Source organism: Yoonia sp. (assembly GCF_036007805.1).
Lineage (GTDB): Bacteria > Pseudomonadota > Alphaproteobacteria > Rhodobacterales > Rhodobacteraceae > Yoonia.
In genome coordinates, this window is sequence record NZ_DASYOK010000109.1 from 1 (window position 1) to 16978 (window position 16978).

Here is a 16978-nt window from a genome sequence, read left to right on the forward strand (position 1 = left end):
CGCGACAACGCATCACGAGCTTGCCGACTTCGGCATTGTAAACTGGCTGGCAGACTTCATCGAGGCATGGGACAGCCCCGACCATTGCGAAACACCGCATGAGCCCCAGATGATCTTCTCGCCACTCGCAGGCATGGTAGATGTAACAGCATGAGCCAGAACGACATGACGCAGCTCTTCATGATCCGCCGCACCTACAATCGCTTTGGTGACTATGACACGCTATGCCGCATGGACGGCAATTGTCCCATGTGGACCGGAGCGGCCCAATTTGGCTTCTTGATGTATCGTGCGCAGGCAGAGGTGACGCTGGAAGTGATTGGAACATACCGCGACCATCTTTGCCCTGACGGCATCAAAGGGCTTGAAATCGTCCCCGCACCGGTTCGGGAATTGAAACCAGGCTGACACCAAATGACAGGTTTTGAGTAGAACCCGCCCGCTTAACCGCGAGGCGGGTTTTTCTTTGCCCGTATGTAAACCTTTCGCAATGGCACAACATATAGTATATTGGTGCAGGTATTGACTGCAAAAGCGCAATATATGGTATGTGAGGCAGCGAATGGGCGTCCTAAAGAACATCAAGCATGAAGCATTCGCACAGGGCATCGCCAAAGGCTTGTCTGCGGACGCTGCGTACAAAGCAGCCGGTTACAAACCAAACCGGCACAACGCATCACGCCTGAACACAAATGATAACATTGTTGCTCGCGTCGCAGAGCTGACAGCCCCAGCAGTCGAAGCCACCCAGATCGAAGCCTCGCGTGTGCTGCAAGAATTGGCCCGTGTTGGCACGTCTGACATTCGCAAGCTCTTCGGACCTAATGGCGGATTGCTGCACGTCACAGACCTTGATGACGCCACAGCAGCTGCCGTTGCGTCCGTAGAGGTCGTCACCAAGCACCTGACCACGGAAGACCAATCAGGCGAACGCGAGGTCGAGTACGTTCACAAGATCAAGTTCTGGGACAAGAACAGCGCACTGGACAAGCTGGCAAAGAACCTTGCGCTCTATGCGCAGGATCAGGCCGCACAGCAGACGGCTGACAGCATCAGTGAGTTTCTTGAGGCAATCAAGGGCGCGCAGCCAACGCCTGTTTCTACGCGCGAGACAGATGATTGATGAACGCCCGCGCCACATTCCCTGAGCTCGACGACATCGACGAGACGTTTGTGCCGCAGACGGAGGCAGAGCTGCACCTTGCTCTCAAGTCGTGGAGATGGCGCATCTTCTCGGGCAAGCTCTACAAGATCATGACCAAGGCCGATGACGACGTAGACGACGCCGGTGCGGTCATGCCGTTTATCCCCAATTCAGCGCAGGCGCAGTTCATCGAGAACATGCACTACCGCAACATTATCCTTAAAGCCCGCCAATTGGGCTTCACTACGGTCATTGCAATTCTTTGGCTCGATCATGCTCTATTCGTGGCCGATCAACGTGTTGGTATCATCGCCCACACGCTTGACGACGCCACAGTGATCTTCCGCGACAAGGTACGGTTTGCCTATCACAACCTGCCTGACGCGATCCGCGCCAAGTTCCCGATCAAGTCCGAGACAGCATCCACACTGCACTTTGATCACAACAACAGCGCGATCCGCGTGGCCACGTCAATGCGATCAGGCACGATCCACAGGCTGCACGTATCGGAGCTGGGGAAGCTCGGGGCCAAGTTCCCAGAGAAGGCCAAGGAGATCGTCACAGGCTCGCTGCCAGCCGTGCCGAAGACAGGCATCGCAATCATTGAAAGCACAGCCGAGGGCCGATCCGGCGAGTTCTACAACATGGCCACACGAGCCGAAGCCATCGCGCAAAGCAAGGGTGGCGAAAAGCTGGCCAAAAGCGAATGGAAGTTTCACTTCTTCCCATGGTGGCGCGATCCCGGATACACGGCCAACCCTGACGTCGTTCCCGTTGCGCCAGTCGATCACCAGTATTTTGACGAGATCGAGGCCAACGCAGGCTGCAAGATCACATTACCACAGCGCGCATGGTATGTGTCCAAGCGCGAGAACGACTTTGCCGGTGACGGCGAGAAAATGTGGCAGGAAATGCCATCCACCAGCGATGAATGCTGGCAGAAGTCTACCGAAGGCACATTCCTTGCCCCGCAGCTGGCCCGCGCACGCATCGAAGGCCGCATAACCCGCATCCAGCCGGTCACACAGAGCCTTGTCCACACATTCTGGGACATCGGCGCCGGAGATGGCACAGGCATATGGTTGATGCAGCAGGTTGGCACGCAGCACCGATTCCTGCGCTACATCGAGGGCTGGGGCGAGGGATACGCCCACTACGTCAACATCATGCGCGAAACCGGCTGGGTCTTCGGTGTCCATCACCTCCCGCATGACGCGGATCAGACACGTCAGATGGCGCATAAGGTCGGCGCACCTGTCGAAATGCTCCGCGAGCTTGCCCCAGACTGGACGTTCACCATCGTCCCGCGCGTCCAGACCATCCAACACGGCATCGACCTCATGCGGGGCAAGTTTCAAGAGGCTTGGTTCGATGAAGAGGGGTGCCGCGAGGGTCTCGAACACCTTTCGCTCTACCGCAAGAAATGGAACGCCCGACTGGGCGTCTGGAGCCATGAGCCAGAGAAGCTCGAAGGCCATTCCGAAGCAGCCGACGCATTGCGCCAGTGGGCCCAAGGCTACGATCCATCCATCATCAGCGGCCCAACGCGACCGCGACGTCGCAACCGTCCAGCAGGAGGCATGTGGGTATGAACGCACACACAACAACGATCGACAATGACGCCGCCGAGTACAAGGCACCCTATGACCTGCGCATCTCGCATGCGGTCTACAAGCGCGGCGATGTCCTGGTCTTCCTCACTTGGAACCAGAACAGCGGCGAAGCGGCCATGGTCCTGACGCCGCGCGTGGACAAGATCAGCCATGACCGCATCGTCCCCTGCGTCATCCCGCTGTCCCGCGCTTTCGCATGGGCCGAAGAGACCGGCGACGAAGGCGACATCGTGATCAACGCAGCACTCTTCTGCGCGAACCTTGGGTTCAACCCGAACAACCTCAACAACATCACCAAGATACTGGGCATCGTGCGCGACCATCTTGGCGACCTTTTGAGCACGCCACCGCGCCCGCGCGACCACCATGAAGTCGTGGCCGACGTGATCATCACCAACAACACCACAGGCGCAGAGACGCACAAAGAGGTCCGTGATCATGGATAACCCGCCAAACCAGATCGAAACCAAGGTCAAACCCAACCAGCGGCCAGAAGACCGCGTGAAAGTCCCGTCATCGTCATTGCTGGGCGATGTGCCAAAGGCCGTGCGCTCGGACATAGACAGTGGCTTTGCCAAAGAGCTGCACGACCGCATGATCGGCCACTACCTGCGCGAGTTGGAAGTGCAGGGCCCGTCACGCCGCCTCATGGAGAAGGATGAAGCCTTCTATGACCACGACCAGTGGGAACAAGAGGCACTGGCGATCCTTGAGAAGCGCGGACAAGAGCCGCTGACCTACAACGTCATTGCCCAAAGCATCAACTGGGTGCTGGGCACAGAGCGCCGCACGCGCACAGACTACAAGATCCTGCCACGCAACAAGCAGGCATTGGCCAGCGCGGAGAAGAAAAGCCACCTGCTCAAGTATCTGGGAGACGTGAACAAGACCGAGTTCCATATCTCACGCTCATTCGCAGACGCCACCAAGGTCGGCATCGGATGGATCGAAAGCGGCATTCAGGACGACACCGAGGGCGAGCCGGTCTATGAGCGCTACGAGAGCTGGCGCAACATCATCTACGACACCGCCGCAAGCGAACAAGACCTGTCAGACGCGCGCTTCATCTTCCGCACCAAGTGGGTCGATGTCGATACCGCGTGCGCCATGTTCCCAGATCGCAAGGGAATCGTGGAGGCCAGCACATCCAGCCACGCCGAATGGGGCGCTTTCCTTGACCGTCATGGCGATGAACCCATGGACAGCCAAGAATACGCCTCAGAACAGGCCGCACAGCAGTACAACAGCATCGAGCACGGCAGCTATACCCGCGACCGTGTGCGCCTGATCGAAGCATGGTTCAAAATCCCCACCATGGAACAGCGCATGGCAGGCGGAGAGTTCACGGGCGAGATTTACGACCCTGAAAGCCTTGGCCACCAAGTATCCGTAAGCAGCGGCATGGCAGAAGTCCGCCCGCGCCTGACACAGCGTGTCTACGTGATGGTTATGACGCTGACCGGCGTGCTTTGGATGTCGCCAAGCCCGTATCGACACAACAAATACCCGTTCACGCCGATCTGGGGATACCGCAAGGCCAAAGACAGCACGCCATACGGCATCATTCGCGGCATGATCAGCGCGCAAAAGGACATCAACAAGCGTCTGTCCAAGGCGCTGGCGATCATCAACAGCAACAAAGTCATCATGGACAAGGGCGCCGTCGATGACATGGACGAGTTCGAGGAAGAGGTCGGACGACCTGACGCGATCATCGTCGCAAACCCGGGAAAGCGGCTGGAGCTGAACGCCGACCGTGATCTGGCATCCGCGCATATCGACATCATGAACCTGTCTATGTCCATGGTGCAGACGCTATCAGGCATCACTGACGAAAGCATGGGGCGAACCACCAACGCCACATCAGGCAGGGCAATTAACGCGCGCCAAGAGCAGGGCGCAATGTCCACTGCCGCGATCTTCGATAACCTGCGCTACGCCCGTCAGATCCACGGGGAAAAGACCCTCAGCCTGATTGAGCAGTTCATGACGGAGGAAAAGCAGTTCCGGATCACTAACCGGCGGGGCTCACCCGATTGGGTCACAGTCAACGACGGCATGCCCGAGAATGACATCGTGCAGTCCAAGGCCGATTACATCATCAGCGAGGACGCATGGAATGCCAGCCTGCGCCAAGCCGCGGTGCAGCAGTTCATGGAGCTTCTGACACAGGTTGGCCCAGTTGCGCCCGATATTGTGATGGTTCTTCTCGACCTCATTGTCGAAATGATGGACCTGCCAAGCGGCGACGAGGTGGTAAACCGCATTCGCCAGATCACAGGCATGGAAGACCCCGACGCCGATCCAAACGCGCCTGATCCAGAGCGCGAAAAGCGCGAACAGGCAAAACTTGCATCGCAGGAAATGCAGGGCAGGGCGGCACAAGCCAACCTTGCCAAGCTGGAAGGCGAGGCCGCCGAAAAGATGGCCCGCGCCGAGAAAGCCAAGGCAGACGCCCTCAAGGTGCTCAAAGGCATGCCTGGGGAGAACATCAAGACGCAGAAAGATGCGCTTGAGCTGGCCCTGCAAATGCTGGCCTCACAGCCCGCCATGCCTGTCGTGGACAATGTGCTGAACCGGTCTGGCTATCAGTCGCCGCAGGACGAGGCGCGCGCGGCCGCACAGGCGGAGCAGCAGGCTATGGCAGAGCAAGAGCAGGCCATCGCAGCCGAAGAACAAGCGATGGCCGAGGCCCAGCAGCAGCAACCCCAGCAGGCAATGCCAATGGACGGGGAAGTCATCTGATGTCGGACAGCAAGTGCAATACCCCGTTCTGGCAAGGTCAGGCCGCCTTCAAAGCAGGGCAGCCGGTCACAGCAAACCCGCACGACCCCGACAAAAAGACCAACGATCCCGAGGATTGGCCTTGGGATCACGCCAACTGGCGCGACGGATGGGTGCATGCCCAAGCCGCCGCCGCCTTCACCGCATCCAAGGAGTGACGTCACTGCAAATTCTTGCAGTGAGACACTGACATCTCACGCCTGATTTCAGGCCCACCATCGGCACAAGGAGGGAACCCCATGCCAACTGAGAACCAAACGAAGATCGAGGCAGACATCGAAGACACCGCGCAAACGGTCGATGCAAGCCAAACCGAAGAAGAAGCGAAGGCCGCCGATGACGCCGCACCACAGGCCGAAGAGCCCGCAGGTGACGACGACTGGTCCGAAGAGGATCTGCGCCTTCTGAGCGATGAAGAGCGCGCAGCCCTGTTTGACGACGAGGACGGTGACGACACAGCGCAGGAGGACGATGCGGATGCGGCTGACAAAGGGGACGATCAAGGCGAACCCGCAGCTCAGGAAGCCAGCGACGACGACGCCGCAGACGATGCCGCTGAAATCACCGGCACACAAGGCACTGACATTGCATCCATCGACGCCGAGATCGAAGCCCTCGAAGCCGCCAAGGTAGCAGCCTTTGACGCATGGGAAGACGGCGACCTGACGCGCGAAGAGTATCTGTCCAAGTTGAAAGAGACGGATGACGCGACAAAACAAGCCGTTTCGCGCCGCGCAGTCGCGGAATCGCAAGAACAAGCAGTCTACACGTCGTTCATCAACACCGCGAAGGGCTATTTTGGTGAAAACCCCGATCTGGCCACACCAGAGCACGCCGAGGCCTACGATCGCCACGTGCGCGCCGTGACCGGAAGCCCCCAGTATCAGCACATGACGCACCGCCAGATGCTCGAAGCAGCCCACAAGCTCTACGCAGCAGAAGCCGACGTGCTGGGTGTCACGGTGCCAGCGCCAAAATCCGCACGCAAGACGGAAGAAGCGCCAACCGATACGCAGCAGGAAACACCCAAGAAGCGGGCCCGCCCGGGCGACAAGGCACCACGTACACTGGCAAACGTGCCCAACGCCGCTGCAGTTTCCGTCTCGGATGGCAAGTATTCATCTATCGCACAGCGGTTGGAGAACGCCGACGCCGCCGAATACGAACGCATCCTGGGCAGCATGTCGCCAGAAGAGGCGGAAGCCTTCGCCAGCATGGACGTATAAGGGGACCGCGCGATGCTCACACTCAAGCTCAAGGCCGGTGACAGCCTCAAAATAGGGGACCAGATCCTGCTTGTGGTCAAGGACGACGCATCGCGTGGACGCCTGACAGTCGGGATTGATGCCCCGCGTGAAATCAACATCGCGCGGGTGCCATCGGCCCAATCGCAACAAGAAAAACACAAGATATAGACTATCTTGGCAAACGACCACAACATGTGGTATTAAATGCACATTGACGGCTGGGAGCCGTTTCAACCAGGGCATGGAAGTCCGCCTCGCTTTTTAAGTCGATGAGGACTGACCATGACACAGACCATCCTACCATGGGGACACCCCAGCGCGGTAAAGCGTTGGGCGGCAACACTCGCCACCCAAGTGAACCGCAATTCCTACTTCACGAAGAAGTTCGTGGGTAAGGGCGAAAATAACATCATTGAAGAGAAAATGGACCTTTCGTCCGACGCGGGTGATCGCGTTTCCTTCGATTTGTCCGTGAAGCTCAAGCAACGCCCGACGTTTGGCGATGCGCGCGTGAAGGGCAAGGAAGAAAACCTCAAGTTCTTCTCTGATGAAGTTGTGATCGACCAGATGCGCCACCCTGTATCTGCCGGTGGCCGCATGAGCCGCAAGCGCACGCTGCACGACATGCGCAAGATCGCCAAAGATCGCTTGGCCGAATACTGGACCCAGTACATCGACGAGACATACTTCATGTATCTCTCCGGTGCGCGCGGCATGAACGAAGAGTTCATTGAGCCGTCCGACTATGCTGGCTTTGCAACCAATGCACTGCAAGCACCAGACAACGCCCACATCCTCTTTGGTGGCGATGCAACCGGCAAGGCTGACCTGTCTTCCGCAGACGTGATGACCACGGACCTGATCGAAAAGGCTGCAACGCACGCCAAGATGATCCGGGCCAAGGACACAGACGCCACCGACATGATGCCGGTCGACGTTGAAGGCGAAAAGCACTTTGTCACCGTGATGTCGCCATATCAGGCGCACACCATGCGGACTGCTTCCGGATCCAAGTGGCTAGACTTCCAAAAGGCCGCAGCTGGTGCCGAAGGCCGCAAGTCGCCCATCTTCAAGGGCAACATGGGCATGATCAACAACGTCGTGCTTCATGAGCATGAGAACGTGATCCGCTTCGATGACTACGGCACAGGTTCCGACCTGCCCGCAGCTCGCGCGCTCTTCCTTGGCCGTCAAGCCGGTGTCGTTGCCTACGGTACACCCGGCGGCATGCGCTACATGTGGAAGGAAGAAATGGAAGACTATGACAACGAGCCCACTGTCGTTGCTGGTCTGATCATGGGCGTGAAGAAGACCCGCTTCAACGGGCGCGACTTCGGCTCCATCGCCCTCGACACATACGCAGAGGTCGTCTGACCCAACGGAGCGGCCCACTAAGGGCCGTTTCAACCCCAACCCCCTGAGAGAAGGACTTGTCCCATGACAATTCATCAGACCAAAGCAGCAAAGGGGCAGGCAGCGACACCATCGGCATATCAGGCCGGTATCGTCACTTCTGCGATCTTTGAACACACCTTCAACGCCGCGTACACGGCTGCAACCGACGTGATCGAGCTGGGCTTGCTTCCCGCTGACACGCAGATTGTCGGCGCAACCGTTATTGGCGCGGGCCTTGGCGAAACAACTGCCGACATCGGCATCATGACCGGCGCACCGGGCGATACACAGGCCGAACGCTCAGTTGGCGACCAGATCTTTGACGCTGTTAGCGTCAACGACGCGGAAAACGACGCCACACTGGCCAATTGCCTGACTGTCGCGCCCTACGGTGAACACCGCGCAATCGGTGCCGTACTGGCAGGCAACGTCGCAGAAGGCGCAGCCAAGAAGCTGACGCTGAAAATCGACTACATCGCCTAATCGGGCGAGGTCAAAGCCGCGCGCGGGTTCAGGCTTGCGCGCGGATCACCCCAGATCACGGAGGAAGCCATGCTGATCGAACACACAACCAAGCGCGCCGGTGGATCAATTCACACCATCGAAGGCGTCAAATACCATTTCAAGCCAGCCAAGACTGACGCACATGTGTGCAACGTCGATGATCCGGATCACGCCAAGCGGTTCCTTGCGATCGACACGTTCGTCATTGCAGGCAAGGCAACCCAAGCCCCACCAGCGCCAAAACCTGCGCCCGCACCCGTCCAAGAGCCGGTCAAGCAGGACACCACTCCCGAGCCGACACCAGCCCCGCAGAAGTCTGACGATGACGACGATAACATCACCGCGCTGGAAGAACTGCCTGATGACGAGCTGGCAAGAATTTTCGAGCAGGCCGTCGGCAAGAAGCCCCACCACGCGCTCAAGCGCGAAACAATCATCGAGCGCATCCGCGCTGCGATGCAAGAAGAGTAGCAACCAACGGGCTTATGCTCGTAACAAAGGACAACCACCATGGCTTTTACCGCAGCAAGTGTAATGCTTTCAGTCCAGACGGTCTTGAATGACGCCACCGCAGTCCGCTGGACCGCGGTAGAGCTGCATACATGGCTAAATGACGCGCTACGCGAAATCGCAGTGCTGAAACCAAATGCCGTAGCAAAAACAGTTGAGCTCGACTTGCAGCAGGGTGCTTACCAAACGCTGCCAGAAGGTCACTTTGCTCTTTTTCGCCTGACTCGGAATTTGGCAACAAATGCTGAATCGGCAACTGGCCGTGGTGGTGGACGCGTAATCACTAAAGTCGAACGTGAAGTCATGGATATGCAAATCTCCGGCTGGATGGATAATGCCGTGATGCCATACACCAAAAACGTGGTTCACTTCATCGACGACATCAGTGACATGGCCGCCTACTATGTGGTTCCAGGGAATGATGGAACAGGTGTTGTTGAGGCAATCTGCGCCGTCATGCCAACGTTGGTGCCAGCACCCGAAACCGATACCCTTATGGTATCGAGCTACACGTCCGAGGTTGATATTTCTGACATCTACCGCAATGCAATAATCGACTACATGTTGTATCGCGCGTTTTCCAAAGATGCATCAATTGCAGGTATCGCTCAGCGAGCCGGCGTGCATTACAGCCAGTTCGCCAATTCTCTTGGGCTCAAATTTGCTGCCGAACGTCTTGTTTCTGGTGAAACTGTCGCGCCCATGGGCACGGTTAGCAACGGGTAATATAGCATCCCATGTCCAGCACCCTGATCCACCTACGGAAGTTCCTCCCTCTGGTGTTGCCGCATGCGCCTGGGTGCTCAGATTTTGTAGCAACTTTCAATTTGCGCATCGCAGCCATTGAGTTTTGCGAGCGCACTTTGTGCTGGCGCCACATTTCAAACGTCACGCTAAACAAGGACGGCAAGGCTTTGACAGCGCCTCCGTATGCCGCAATCCACAAAATCGAAAGTGCGACCTTCGACGACGAAATAGCGCTAGAGCCTTTGCAGTATTCTCACGTTGACGAGGCCGCGTTTGCTGAAACCGCAGGTGCGACACCGCAGTACATCACGCAAGCCGAGTACAATAAGGTGCGCGTGTTGCCATATCGAGAAGGCAAGCTGTCGCTTTCCTTGTTTCTAAAGCCGGTCAACGGTTCAGAAATGATCGAAGACTTCGATGGCATGGTCAGCGATGCTTATGACGTTGTTCCAGAGTTCATTTACACCATGCACGCCGAGGCAATCGCCGCTGGCGCGCTGTCACGCCTGTTGGTGCAACCCAACAAGCCTTGGGCCAACCCCCAGGCCGCTATGATGTGGGGCCAAAAGGCCACAGACGCAATGGAAACCCATTTCACCGCCAACATCACAGGTCAACACCGTGCGCGGCGCCGCACGAAGTACCACGATTTTTGAGGTGAAGCATGAAAATCCGCATTGCAGACTTCAAAGGCGAAATCCCACGCAGGCATCCGCGCCTGCTGCCGATGGAATATGCACAGTTGGCACAGAACACGCGCCTCGACGATGGCAGTATTGCGCCTGTGCGTGAAGCCGCCTTGACGACAACGCTAAACGCTGATGCCGCGTCGATCTTTCTGCACAAAGGGGTATGGTTTTCCTTTCCCAACGATGTCGACGTCGTGCCCGGCCCCGTTGCAGATGATCGCCTCTATATCACTGGCAACGGTGCCCCAAGCATGAACGTCAACGGCACAAACTATCCATTGGCACTCAATGCGCCTGTGCTTGCGCCCACTGTCGTCATGAGTGGCGAGCCAGACGACACGATCGCGCAGTTCATCACATACGCCTACACCTTCGTGACGATATTCGACGAGGAAAGCGCGCCGTCACCCGTCAGCAATGCAATACTCTGGTCAGCGGGGCTCAATGTCACTGTATCGGACTTTTCGCCACCGCAGTCAGGCCGTGGCATCAATCGCATCCGGATATATCGCTCACAGACAAGCGCGTCAGGCATCACTGACCTTTATTTCGTGTCCGAGCAGCCCATCGCCACAACTAGCTATGTGCATGACCTTGTTGAAGAGCCGTTGCAGGAAGTGCTGCCTTCTGCAGACTATGACGCGCCACCCAGCACAATGGCCGGCCTGATTTCGCTGCCGAACGGCATGATGGCTGCATTCGATGGCAAGAAAGTCCTGTTCTGCGAGCCTTTCAAGCCGCATGCATGGCCGGAAAAATACCGCCTGACTATTGACCGCGATGTGGTCGGCTTGGCCGGTTTCGGCACTACACTCGCTATACTGACAACCGCGACGCCATATGTCGCGCAGGGCACCGCGCCCGAAAACATGATCATGGAAAAGATGGAGCGCGACCTGCCATGTGTGGCAAAGCGCGGGATCGTCGACATGGGATATGCCGCGGTTTACCCGTCATCAGAAGGGCTTGTGATGATCACTGGCGGCAGTGCCGACCTTGTGTCCCGCAACCTTTTTACCACAGAACAATGGAAAGCGCTTTCGCCCAGCAGCTTCCACGCTGAGCAATATGAAGGCCGATACTTCTTTACGCACACCCCAGCAGGCGATTCCGTGCAGAAAATGGGCATCTTCGACATTACAGGTGCGCAGCCTTACTACATCGAAACCGACGAAGCCCCAATCACTATGACCCGCGATGCATCAACCGGTGCGCTTTACATGCTTTTGACCGCGCGCAATGTGCACCGGTGGGATGCGCCGGGTGCAGAGCTCAAGCCACAAACATGGCGATCGCGACTGTTTCAGCTTGTATCGCCAGTCAGTTACTCAGGTGTTCTGGTCGAGGCCGATGACCCCATCGGGGCAATCCCAGCGGGCGAGACGCCAAATTTGACACGGATTTATGCCGACGGCGTGCTGGTAAGAGAGTTTAACACCTTAAATGCGCCGGTCCGCATGCCTAGTGGTTTTCAGTCAAGAAAGTGGCAAATCGAAATCATCGGATACGTCCCCATCACTGGCATTTCGATGGCGCAATCATATGATGAATTGGGCGTGCCATGAATGATGATCTGAAAGCAGGATCGGCCTGGGGTGGGGTGGCGCCGATTGCAGGGCCCGAGCCACAAAGACCGCGACCGCAGGCAGACGGCAGACCGCTGGACCGGCGCGCGCTTGAGCAGGCTCTTATCCTTGCAGGGCAGCGCGGAGCTTCTGGGCAACATGCGGTGCGCCGCGAAGAGTTCGATGCGCTTGTTGCAGCAGCGGGCGCTAGCCAGCTCTTTGATGCTGAAATCCAAGACATTCGCGGCATCCTCGAGGATCCTGCCGCTCTCTTTCGGAATGCTGGCTTGTCTGCGCCCGAGATTGTCGATGAACTGCCAATGTCAATCTCGGACAATTACACAGGCCGACTGGTCTTTCTGACCACGGACAGCAAGCTCTACCGCTTTACCGCGCAAGGCGTTTGGGAGCGGACAGTCCCAGCCGTAGACATTACCGGCCAGCTTACAAATGAACAGATTGCCGAAGTTGAAGCGGCTAAAATTGCAGGCAAAATCGGCAAATTGCAGATTGCCGATGTTGTTCTGAACGATATTACCGCGGCACAAGCGGCCGCAGACGCAGCGGACGTACGCGCCGCATCTGTGCGCGACGATCATGATGCTCTTGTGACCGGATTTACCGGCACCATCAGCGACGCCTTCGATGGGGTGACGGCCAGCATATCAAGCTTGCAAGTCACGACCGACACAAGCATCACCGCGATTAATGGTGAACTGAATACAGTTAACGCCGATCTTCAAACGTTCCTTGGCGACCTGACTGACGTACAATCAGAAATCAGCGCCGTCTATGATGGAACAACCGGCCAAGTTAAGGCAACCGCGCTGGCTGGCTACTATACGAAAGCGGAAGTCGACTCTTCGATCAGCGCGGACGTATCAAGCCTTGAAGCAACAATCCTGACGCCAGCCGGGCAGGTGCGATCAACACTTCTGACGGGTTATTACACCCGTGCCGATGCGGACGCAGCTTTGTCTGCCGCAGTGACAAGCCTTGAAGCAGAAATCGACGGTGTGTCTGCAACTGTGACCGATGAGGCACTGGCGCGCGCTGATGCGGATAGCGCGCTTTCAGGGCAGATCACGAACCTTACGGCCACCGTCACAAGCAACAACAGCACGCTTTCTGCGGCTATACAAAACGCCGAGACTGTCAGCGCAGACGCTGATGCTGTTCTGGCGTCAGACATTACGACGCTTTCCGCAACGCTGTCCAACTTCTCTGCGCAATCAGTATTTTCCGAAAGCTGGATGGCAAATGACGCTATCAGCTCATGGGAGCAGCACAGCAATGGGTTGGGCGAAGTTTCTGTTATTGAAGTCGCAGATTCACCTGTTGGGTCAAGAGTCCTCAATGTCGGAAACAACTCCGGCAATGATGAATATTGGGCATCGTCTTCAAGGCTGATCCCATTCGACAGTACGCGGTTGTATAAAATGACAGTCGTAGCACGGCAAATTTCTGGAAGCGGGAGTGTGTACTTTGGTTATACGGGTATGGCCGCTGATGGCGTCACGTTTTGTAACGCAGGCGGCCTAGATAACTACTCCAGTCAGCACTATCACGCTGCTTCAGGACAGGCACTGGGAACTGAGTGGACAACTTTTGTTGGGTATTCAAAAGGATTTGGAACACCAAACGGCAATGTTGGGGCTGCGACCGCAGAGAGCCCAAAGACTATGCATGAAAATGTGCGCTTTATTCGCCCAATGCTCATCGTTGGATACAACGACGAACCCGGGCAAGTTCAGATCGCGTCAATTGTCGTTGAAGATGTCACAGAAGTCCAAAATGCTTCTACCGCCATTCAAGCGGAGGCAGTAGTTCGAGCGAATGAAGATGCCGCGTTGGCAACGTCTATCACATCGCTGTTTTCGGAGATAGGCAGTGTCAGCGCAGACCTGTCTACCAACTATTACACCCGCGCGGCCACAGACACAGCCATCGCCACGGCGCAAACCGCCCTGCAAGCATCCATCGAAGGGGTATCGTCAAACCTCAGCACCGACTATCTCACCAGCGCCGAGACAAATGCGGCCATCGCTTCGGAAAGCACCTCGCTTCAAGCGCAGATCGGGACCGTGCAAGCAAACTTGAACACCGAATCCGCTGCCCGCGTCAGTGAAGATACAGCCCTTTCTTCGCAGATCACATCACTGACAGCAGACCTTGGAAGCCTCAGCGCCAGCGTGACTGAGAACTACCTTACGGCCACGGAAACCAATCAAGCCATTGCGGCTTCCGCAACAACTTTGGACGCTTCAATAGACTCTGTTTCATCAACGGTGACCCAGCAAGGCAGTGCCATTGCAACGCTGGAAGGCAATGCGAGCGCAGGATACTTGATTAAAGCGCAAGCAGGCGGATCTGTTTCATTGCTCGACCTTGTCGCCGCCGATGGCGTGGGAGGGTCGGTTTCGGTCGCAAGGATCGCTGCAGACGACATTCTTCTCGATGGCTCTGTAAGGGCGTCAAAACTGCTCATTTCGGACAGGTCAAATATGCTGCCGGACCCGGGTTTGGATGATCCAGATAGCTGGTTTTTAGGCGGTAACTTTGTTATAGGCGATGCAGGTCCGTCTGAGACAGCCGAAAAAGTAATGCGTTGGGAAGGTCCAACTTCGACCGGCGATGCATATGCGTTTGTTGATTTCGCCTATACTAACGAATATATCAAAATTGACCCGACGCGGGATTATGCCGTGGGTGGCGTCTTTAGGACGAACTCCGGCGGTATGAGCGGCAGGGCTCAAACTCAAATCTTGTTTTACGACCAGAACAAAGGCTTGCCTATCCGCTATGCTTTGGTCAAAGAGCACACTGTTGGGGGCACGACCTTAGAGCAAAAATATTCGGCAATCATTACACCTCCCGCAAACGCAGTGTATGCGCGCTTCCGCATGAGAGTATCACGCGACGCAGATGGCAACGTCGGCGGACCAATGCGCTGGTATCACAACTTCTTGCGCCCCGCCGTTTCAGGCGAGTTGATTGTCGATGGCTCTATTACAGCAGACAAGATTGTCGCAAACGCTGTTACGGCTGGAAAAATAGCCACGGGTGCAATCAGCGCAGAGAAAATCGCAACAGGCGCTATCGTGTCTGACAAGATCGCTGCAAACGCAATCACGTCGGCAAAGATCGAGGCCGGATCTGTTACCGCAACCAAAATTGCAGGAAACACGATCACTGGTGACAAGATCGTCGCGAACACGATCACCGGCGGCCTTCTGGCAACGTCTGGCATCATCACACAGACAGCCCAGATTGGGAGTGGGCTGATCACAAATGCGAAGATTGCAAGCGCGGCGATCTCCAGTGCGAAGATTGCGAACGGCGCGATCACAAACGCCAAGATTCAAAACGCTGCCATTACAAATGCCAAAATTGACGACGCTGCGATTACGAATGTCAAGATTGACGACGGGGCAATCACGACGGCCAAGATTGGCACCGCTGCGATTACGACTGCCAAAATCGGAGACTTGCAGGTCAATACCTTTAAGATTGGCGACAACTCGGTCACGACTGCTGCTTTTACGCAATCCGCTGCAACATATCGCCTACCAACTAAGGGCAGCTATTATACGTTTATGTCTTTGTCTTTTAGCGGGAACAACGGGCAGCAAGTATTTGCGGATTTTTACTTTGAATATCGAACAGCGTCCGGTGACAGTGATAGGAACGCAATTTTCGACTGGCGGGTTTTATTCAACGGCTCTGTGTTTCTATCAAAAAGAGAACCGATTAGAGATCAGAGTGTATCCGGAGTTGTGTCACGTGGGTATCTTCTCACCCCGACGAGTGGCACGCAGACTATTTTATTTCAAGCCAGAGACAGTTCGCCCAACTTTAACGAGGGTGCAACAGATATATTTTTCAGAAACGCAAGCGCGCTCATGAGGCTGAAATAATGGATCACACTGTCTACGAAAAAGCCACAGGCGCGATCATGAGTATTCTTTCTGGGTCGGAAGATCTCTCAGCGTTGAACACGCCGGAGGGCTGCTCCGCTATTTCTGGCCACTACGATTATTTCACGCAATATATTGTCGATGACGCTGCAGTTTCGCGGCCTCATGTTGGCCAGCCTCTTCCAGCCACGCACACCCTACAGCCGGACCAAGACTGGCCTATCCCAAATGTGCCAGAAGGTACCGAGGTTTTCATTGAGGGGGACAGCCAAGGCGTCGTTGGAACGGATGATCTGGTTTTGAGCTTTCCGCTTGCCGGGGTCTGGCGCGTCGAGCTGCGCCCGCCATTCCCGTGGATCGGGGCAACCTGCGAGGTCACAGTGGCATGAGGATCGTTGTCGATGGCGCAGCGCGCATGGCGCGCGAGCGGAGTAGAGCCGCAAGCGAAATAAACGCAACAGCAGACGAGGTGCGCCGCCGTTTTGTCACGCCTATTGCGGGGCAGGACATGGTGTATTTGCGCAAGGAGGAAGAGGCGCGGCGGTATCTCCTGGCCGATCCAGAGCCTGCCACGCTGGCTGATTTCCCCATGCTTGCGTCTGAGGTCGGCATCACTGCGCCCACGGCGTTTCAGCTTGCCACGATCTGGCTTTTTATGTCGGGCGCATGGACCCGAGCAGCTGCGGCGATCGAGGCAGCCCGCCTTTCCGGCATCGACCGGGCGCACCTTGCACAGAGCCCTTCCGAGATTGATCAGATCGTTGCGGAGACCAGCGCCACTCTTTTGCAGATCCACGCAACGTTGTTTGGCCGGTCGCGCCGCAATCAGCACCGGGCACATGACCCGCGTAATTTCTAACTAC

Annotated in this window: 17 protein-coding genes; all 17 read left to right on the forward strand. The window is 56.6% G+C overall.

All coding sequences use genetic code 11. From position 1 onward, the window contains the following. The first annotated feature begins 150 nt into the window (after positions 1-150). The 17 genes from VGP75_RS06055 (at position 151) to VGP75_RS06135 (ending at position 16974) form a co-directional block, all read left to right on the forward strand. Positions 151-408, forward strand: a complete 258-nt coding sequence (locus tag VGP75_RS06055) for a hypothetical protein (protein WP_327542794.1) — start codon at positions 151-153, stop codon at positions 406-408. A 154-nt stretch (positions 409-562) separates the two neighbouring features. Further along, positions 563-1123, forward strand: a complete 561-nt coding sequence (locus tag VGP75_RS06060) for a terminase small subunit (RefSeq protein ID WP_327542795.1) — start codon at positions 563-565, stop codon at positions 1121-1123. Continuing rightward, positions 1123-2736, forward strand: a complete 1614-nt coding sequence (locus VGP75_RS06065) for a terminase large subunit (RefSeq protein ID WP_327542796.1) — start codon at positions 1123-1125, stop codon at positions 2734-2736. Before VGP75_RS06060 ends, VGP75_RS06065 begins: the two co-directional genes overlap by 1 nt. After that, positions 2733-3203, forward strand: coding sequence for a hypothetical protein (locus VGP75_RS06070; protein WP_327542797.1), 471 nt, complete (start codon positions 2733-2735; stop codon positions 3201-3203). The genes VGP75_RS06065 and VGP75_RS06070 overlap by 4 nt, the downstream gene beginning before the upstream one ends. Then, the gene (locus VGP75_RS06075; protein WP_327542798.1) at positions 3196-5502 is read left to right on the forward strand and encodes a portal protein; all 2307 of its coding nucleotides are present in this window, start codon (positions 3196-3198) and stop codon (positions 5500-5502) included. Before VGP75_RS06070 ends, VGP75_RS06075 begins: the two co-directional genes overlap by 8 nt. After that, entirely contained in the window at positions 5502-5699 is a 198-nt protein-coding gene (locus VGP75_RS06080) for a hypothetical protein (RefSeq protein WP_327542799.1), read from the forward strand. Before VGP75_RS06075 ends, VGP75_RS06080 begins: the two co-directional genes overlap by 1 nt. Positions 5700-5780: 81 nt before the next feature. Beyond that, positions 5781-6767 (forward strand): hypothetical protein, encoded by a 987-nt coding sequence (locus VGP75_RS06085; protein WP_327542800.1) that lies wholly within the window; start codon positions 5781-5783, stop codon positions 6765-6767. Positions 6768-6779: 12 nt separating this feature from the next. Beyond that, the gene (locus tag VGP75_RS06090; protein ID WP_327542801.1) at positions 6780-6956 is read left to right on the forward strand and encodes a carbon storage regulator; all 177 of its coding nucleotides are present in this window, start codon (positions 6780-6782) and stop codon (positions 6954-6956) included. A 114-nt stretch (positions 6957-7070) separates the two neighbouring features. Beyond that, positions 7071-8162, forward strand: coding sequence for a N4-gp56 family major capsid protein (locus VGP75_RS06095; protein ID WP_327542802.1), 1092 nt, complete (start codon positions 7071-7073; stop codon positions 8160-8162). Between the two features lie 63 nt (positions 8163-8225). Next, positions 8226-8666, forward strand: coding sequence for a hypothetical protein (locus VGP75_RS06100; protein ID WP_327542803.1), 441 nt, complete (start codon positions 8226-8228; stop codon positions 8664-8666). 69 nt (positions 8667-8735) lie between these two features. Then, a complete protein-coding gene (locus VGP75_RS06105; protein ID WP_327542804.1) occupies positions 8736-9158 on the forward strand; it encodes a hypothetical protein in 423 nt (140 codons plus the stop codon). Between the two features lie 39 nt (positions 9159-9197). After that, positions 9198-9923 carry a phage adaptor protein gene (locus tag VGP75_RS06110; RefSeq protein WP_327542805.1) on the forward strand — a complete coding sequence of 242 codons (726 nt, stop codon included), beginning with the start codon at positions 9198-9200 and terminating at the stop codon, positions 9921-9923. 11 nt (positions 9924-9934) lie between these two features. After that, entirely contained in the window at positions 9935-10600 is a 666-nt protein-coding gene (locus VGP75_RS06115) for a hypothetical protein (RefSeq protein ID WP_327542806.1), read from the forward strand. 8 nt (positions 10601-10608) lie between these two features. Next, positions 10609-12198 carry a hypothetical protein gene (locus VGP75_RS06120; protein ID WP_327542807.1) on the forward strand — a complete coding sequence of 530 codons (1590 nt, stop codon included), beginning with the start codon at positions 10609-10611 and terminating at the stop codon, positions 12196-12198. After that, positions 12195-16115, forward strand: a complete 3921-nt coding sequence (locus tag VGP75_RS06125; protein WP_327542808.1) for a hypothetical protein — start codon at positions 12195-12197, stop codon at positions 16113-16115. The genes VGP75_RS06120 and VGP75_RS06125 overlap by 4 nt, the downstream gene beginning before the upstream one ends. After that, positions 16115-16504 carry a hypothetical protein gene (locus VGP75_RS06130; protein WP_327542809.1) on the forward strand — a complete coding sequence of 130 codons (390 nt, stop codon included), beginning with the start codon at positions 16115-16117 and terminating at the stop codon, positions 16502-16504. Before VGP75_RS06125 ends, VGP75_RS06130 begins: the two co-directional genes overlap by 1 nt. Continuing rightward, the gene (locus VGP75_RS06135) at positions 16501-16974 is read left to right on the forward strand and encodes a hypothetical protein (RefSeq protein WP_327542810.1); all 474 of its coding nucleotides are present in this window, start codon (positions 16501-16503) and stop codon (positions 16972-16974) included. The genes VGP75_RS06130 and VGP75_RS06135 overlap by 4 nt, the downstream gene beginning before the upstream one ends. The last annotated feature ends 4 nt before the right edge of the window (positions 16975-16978 follow it).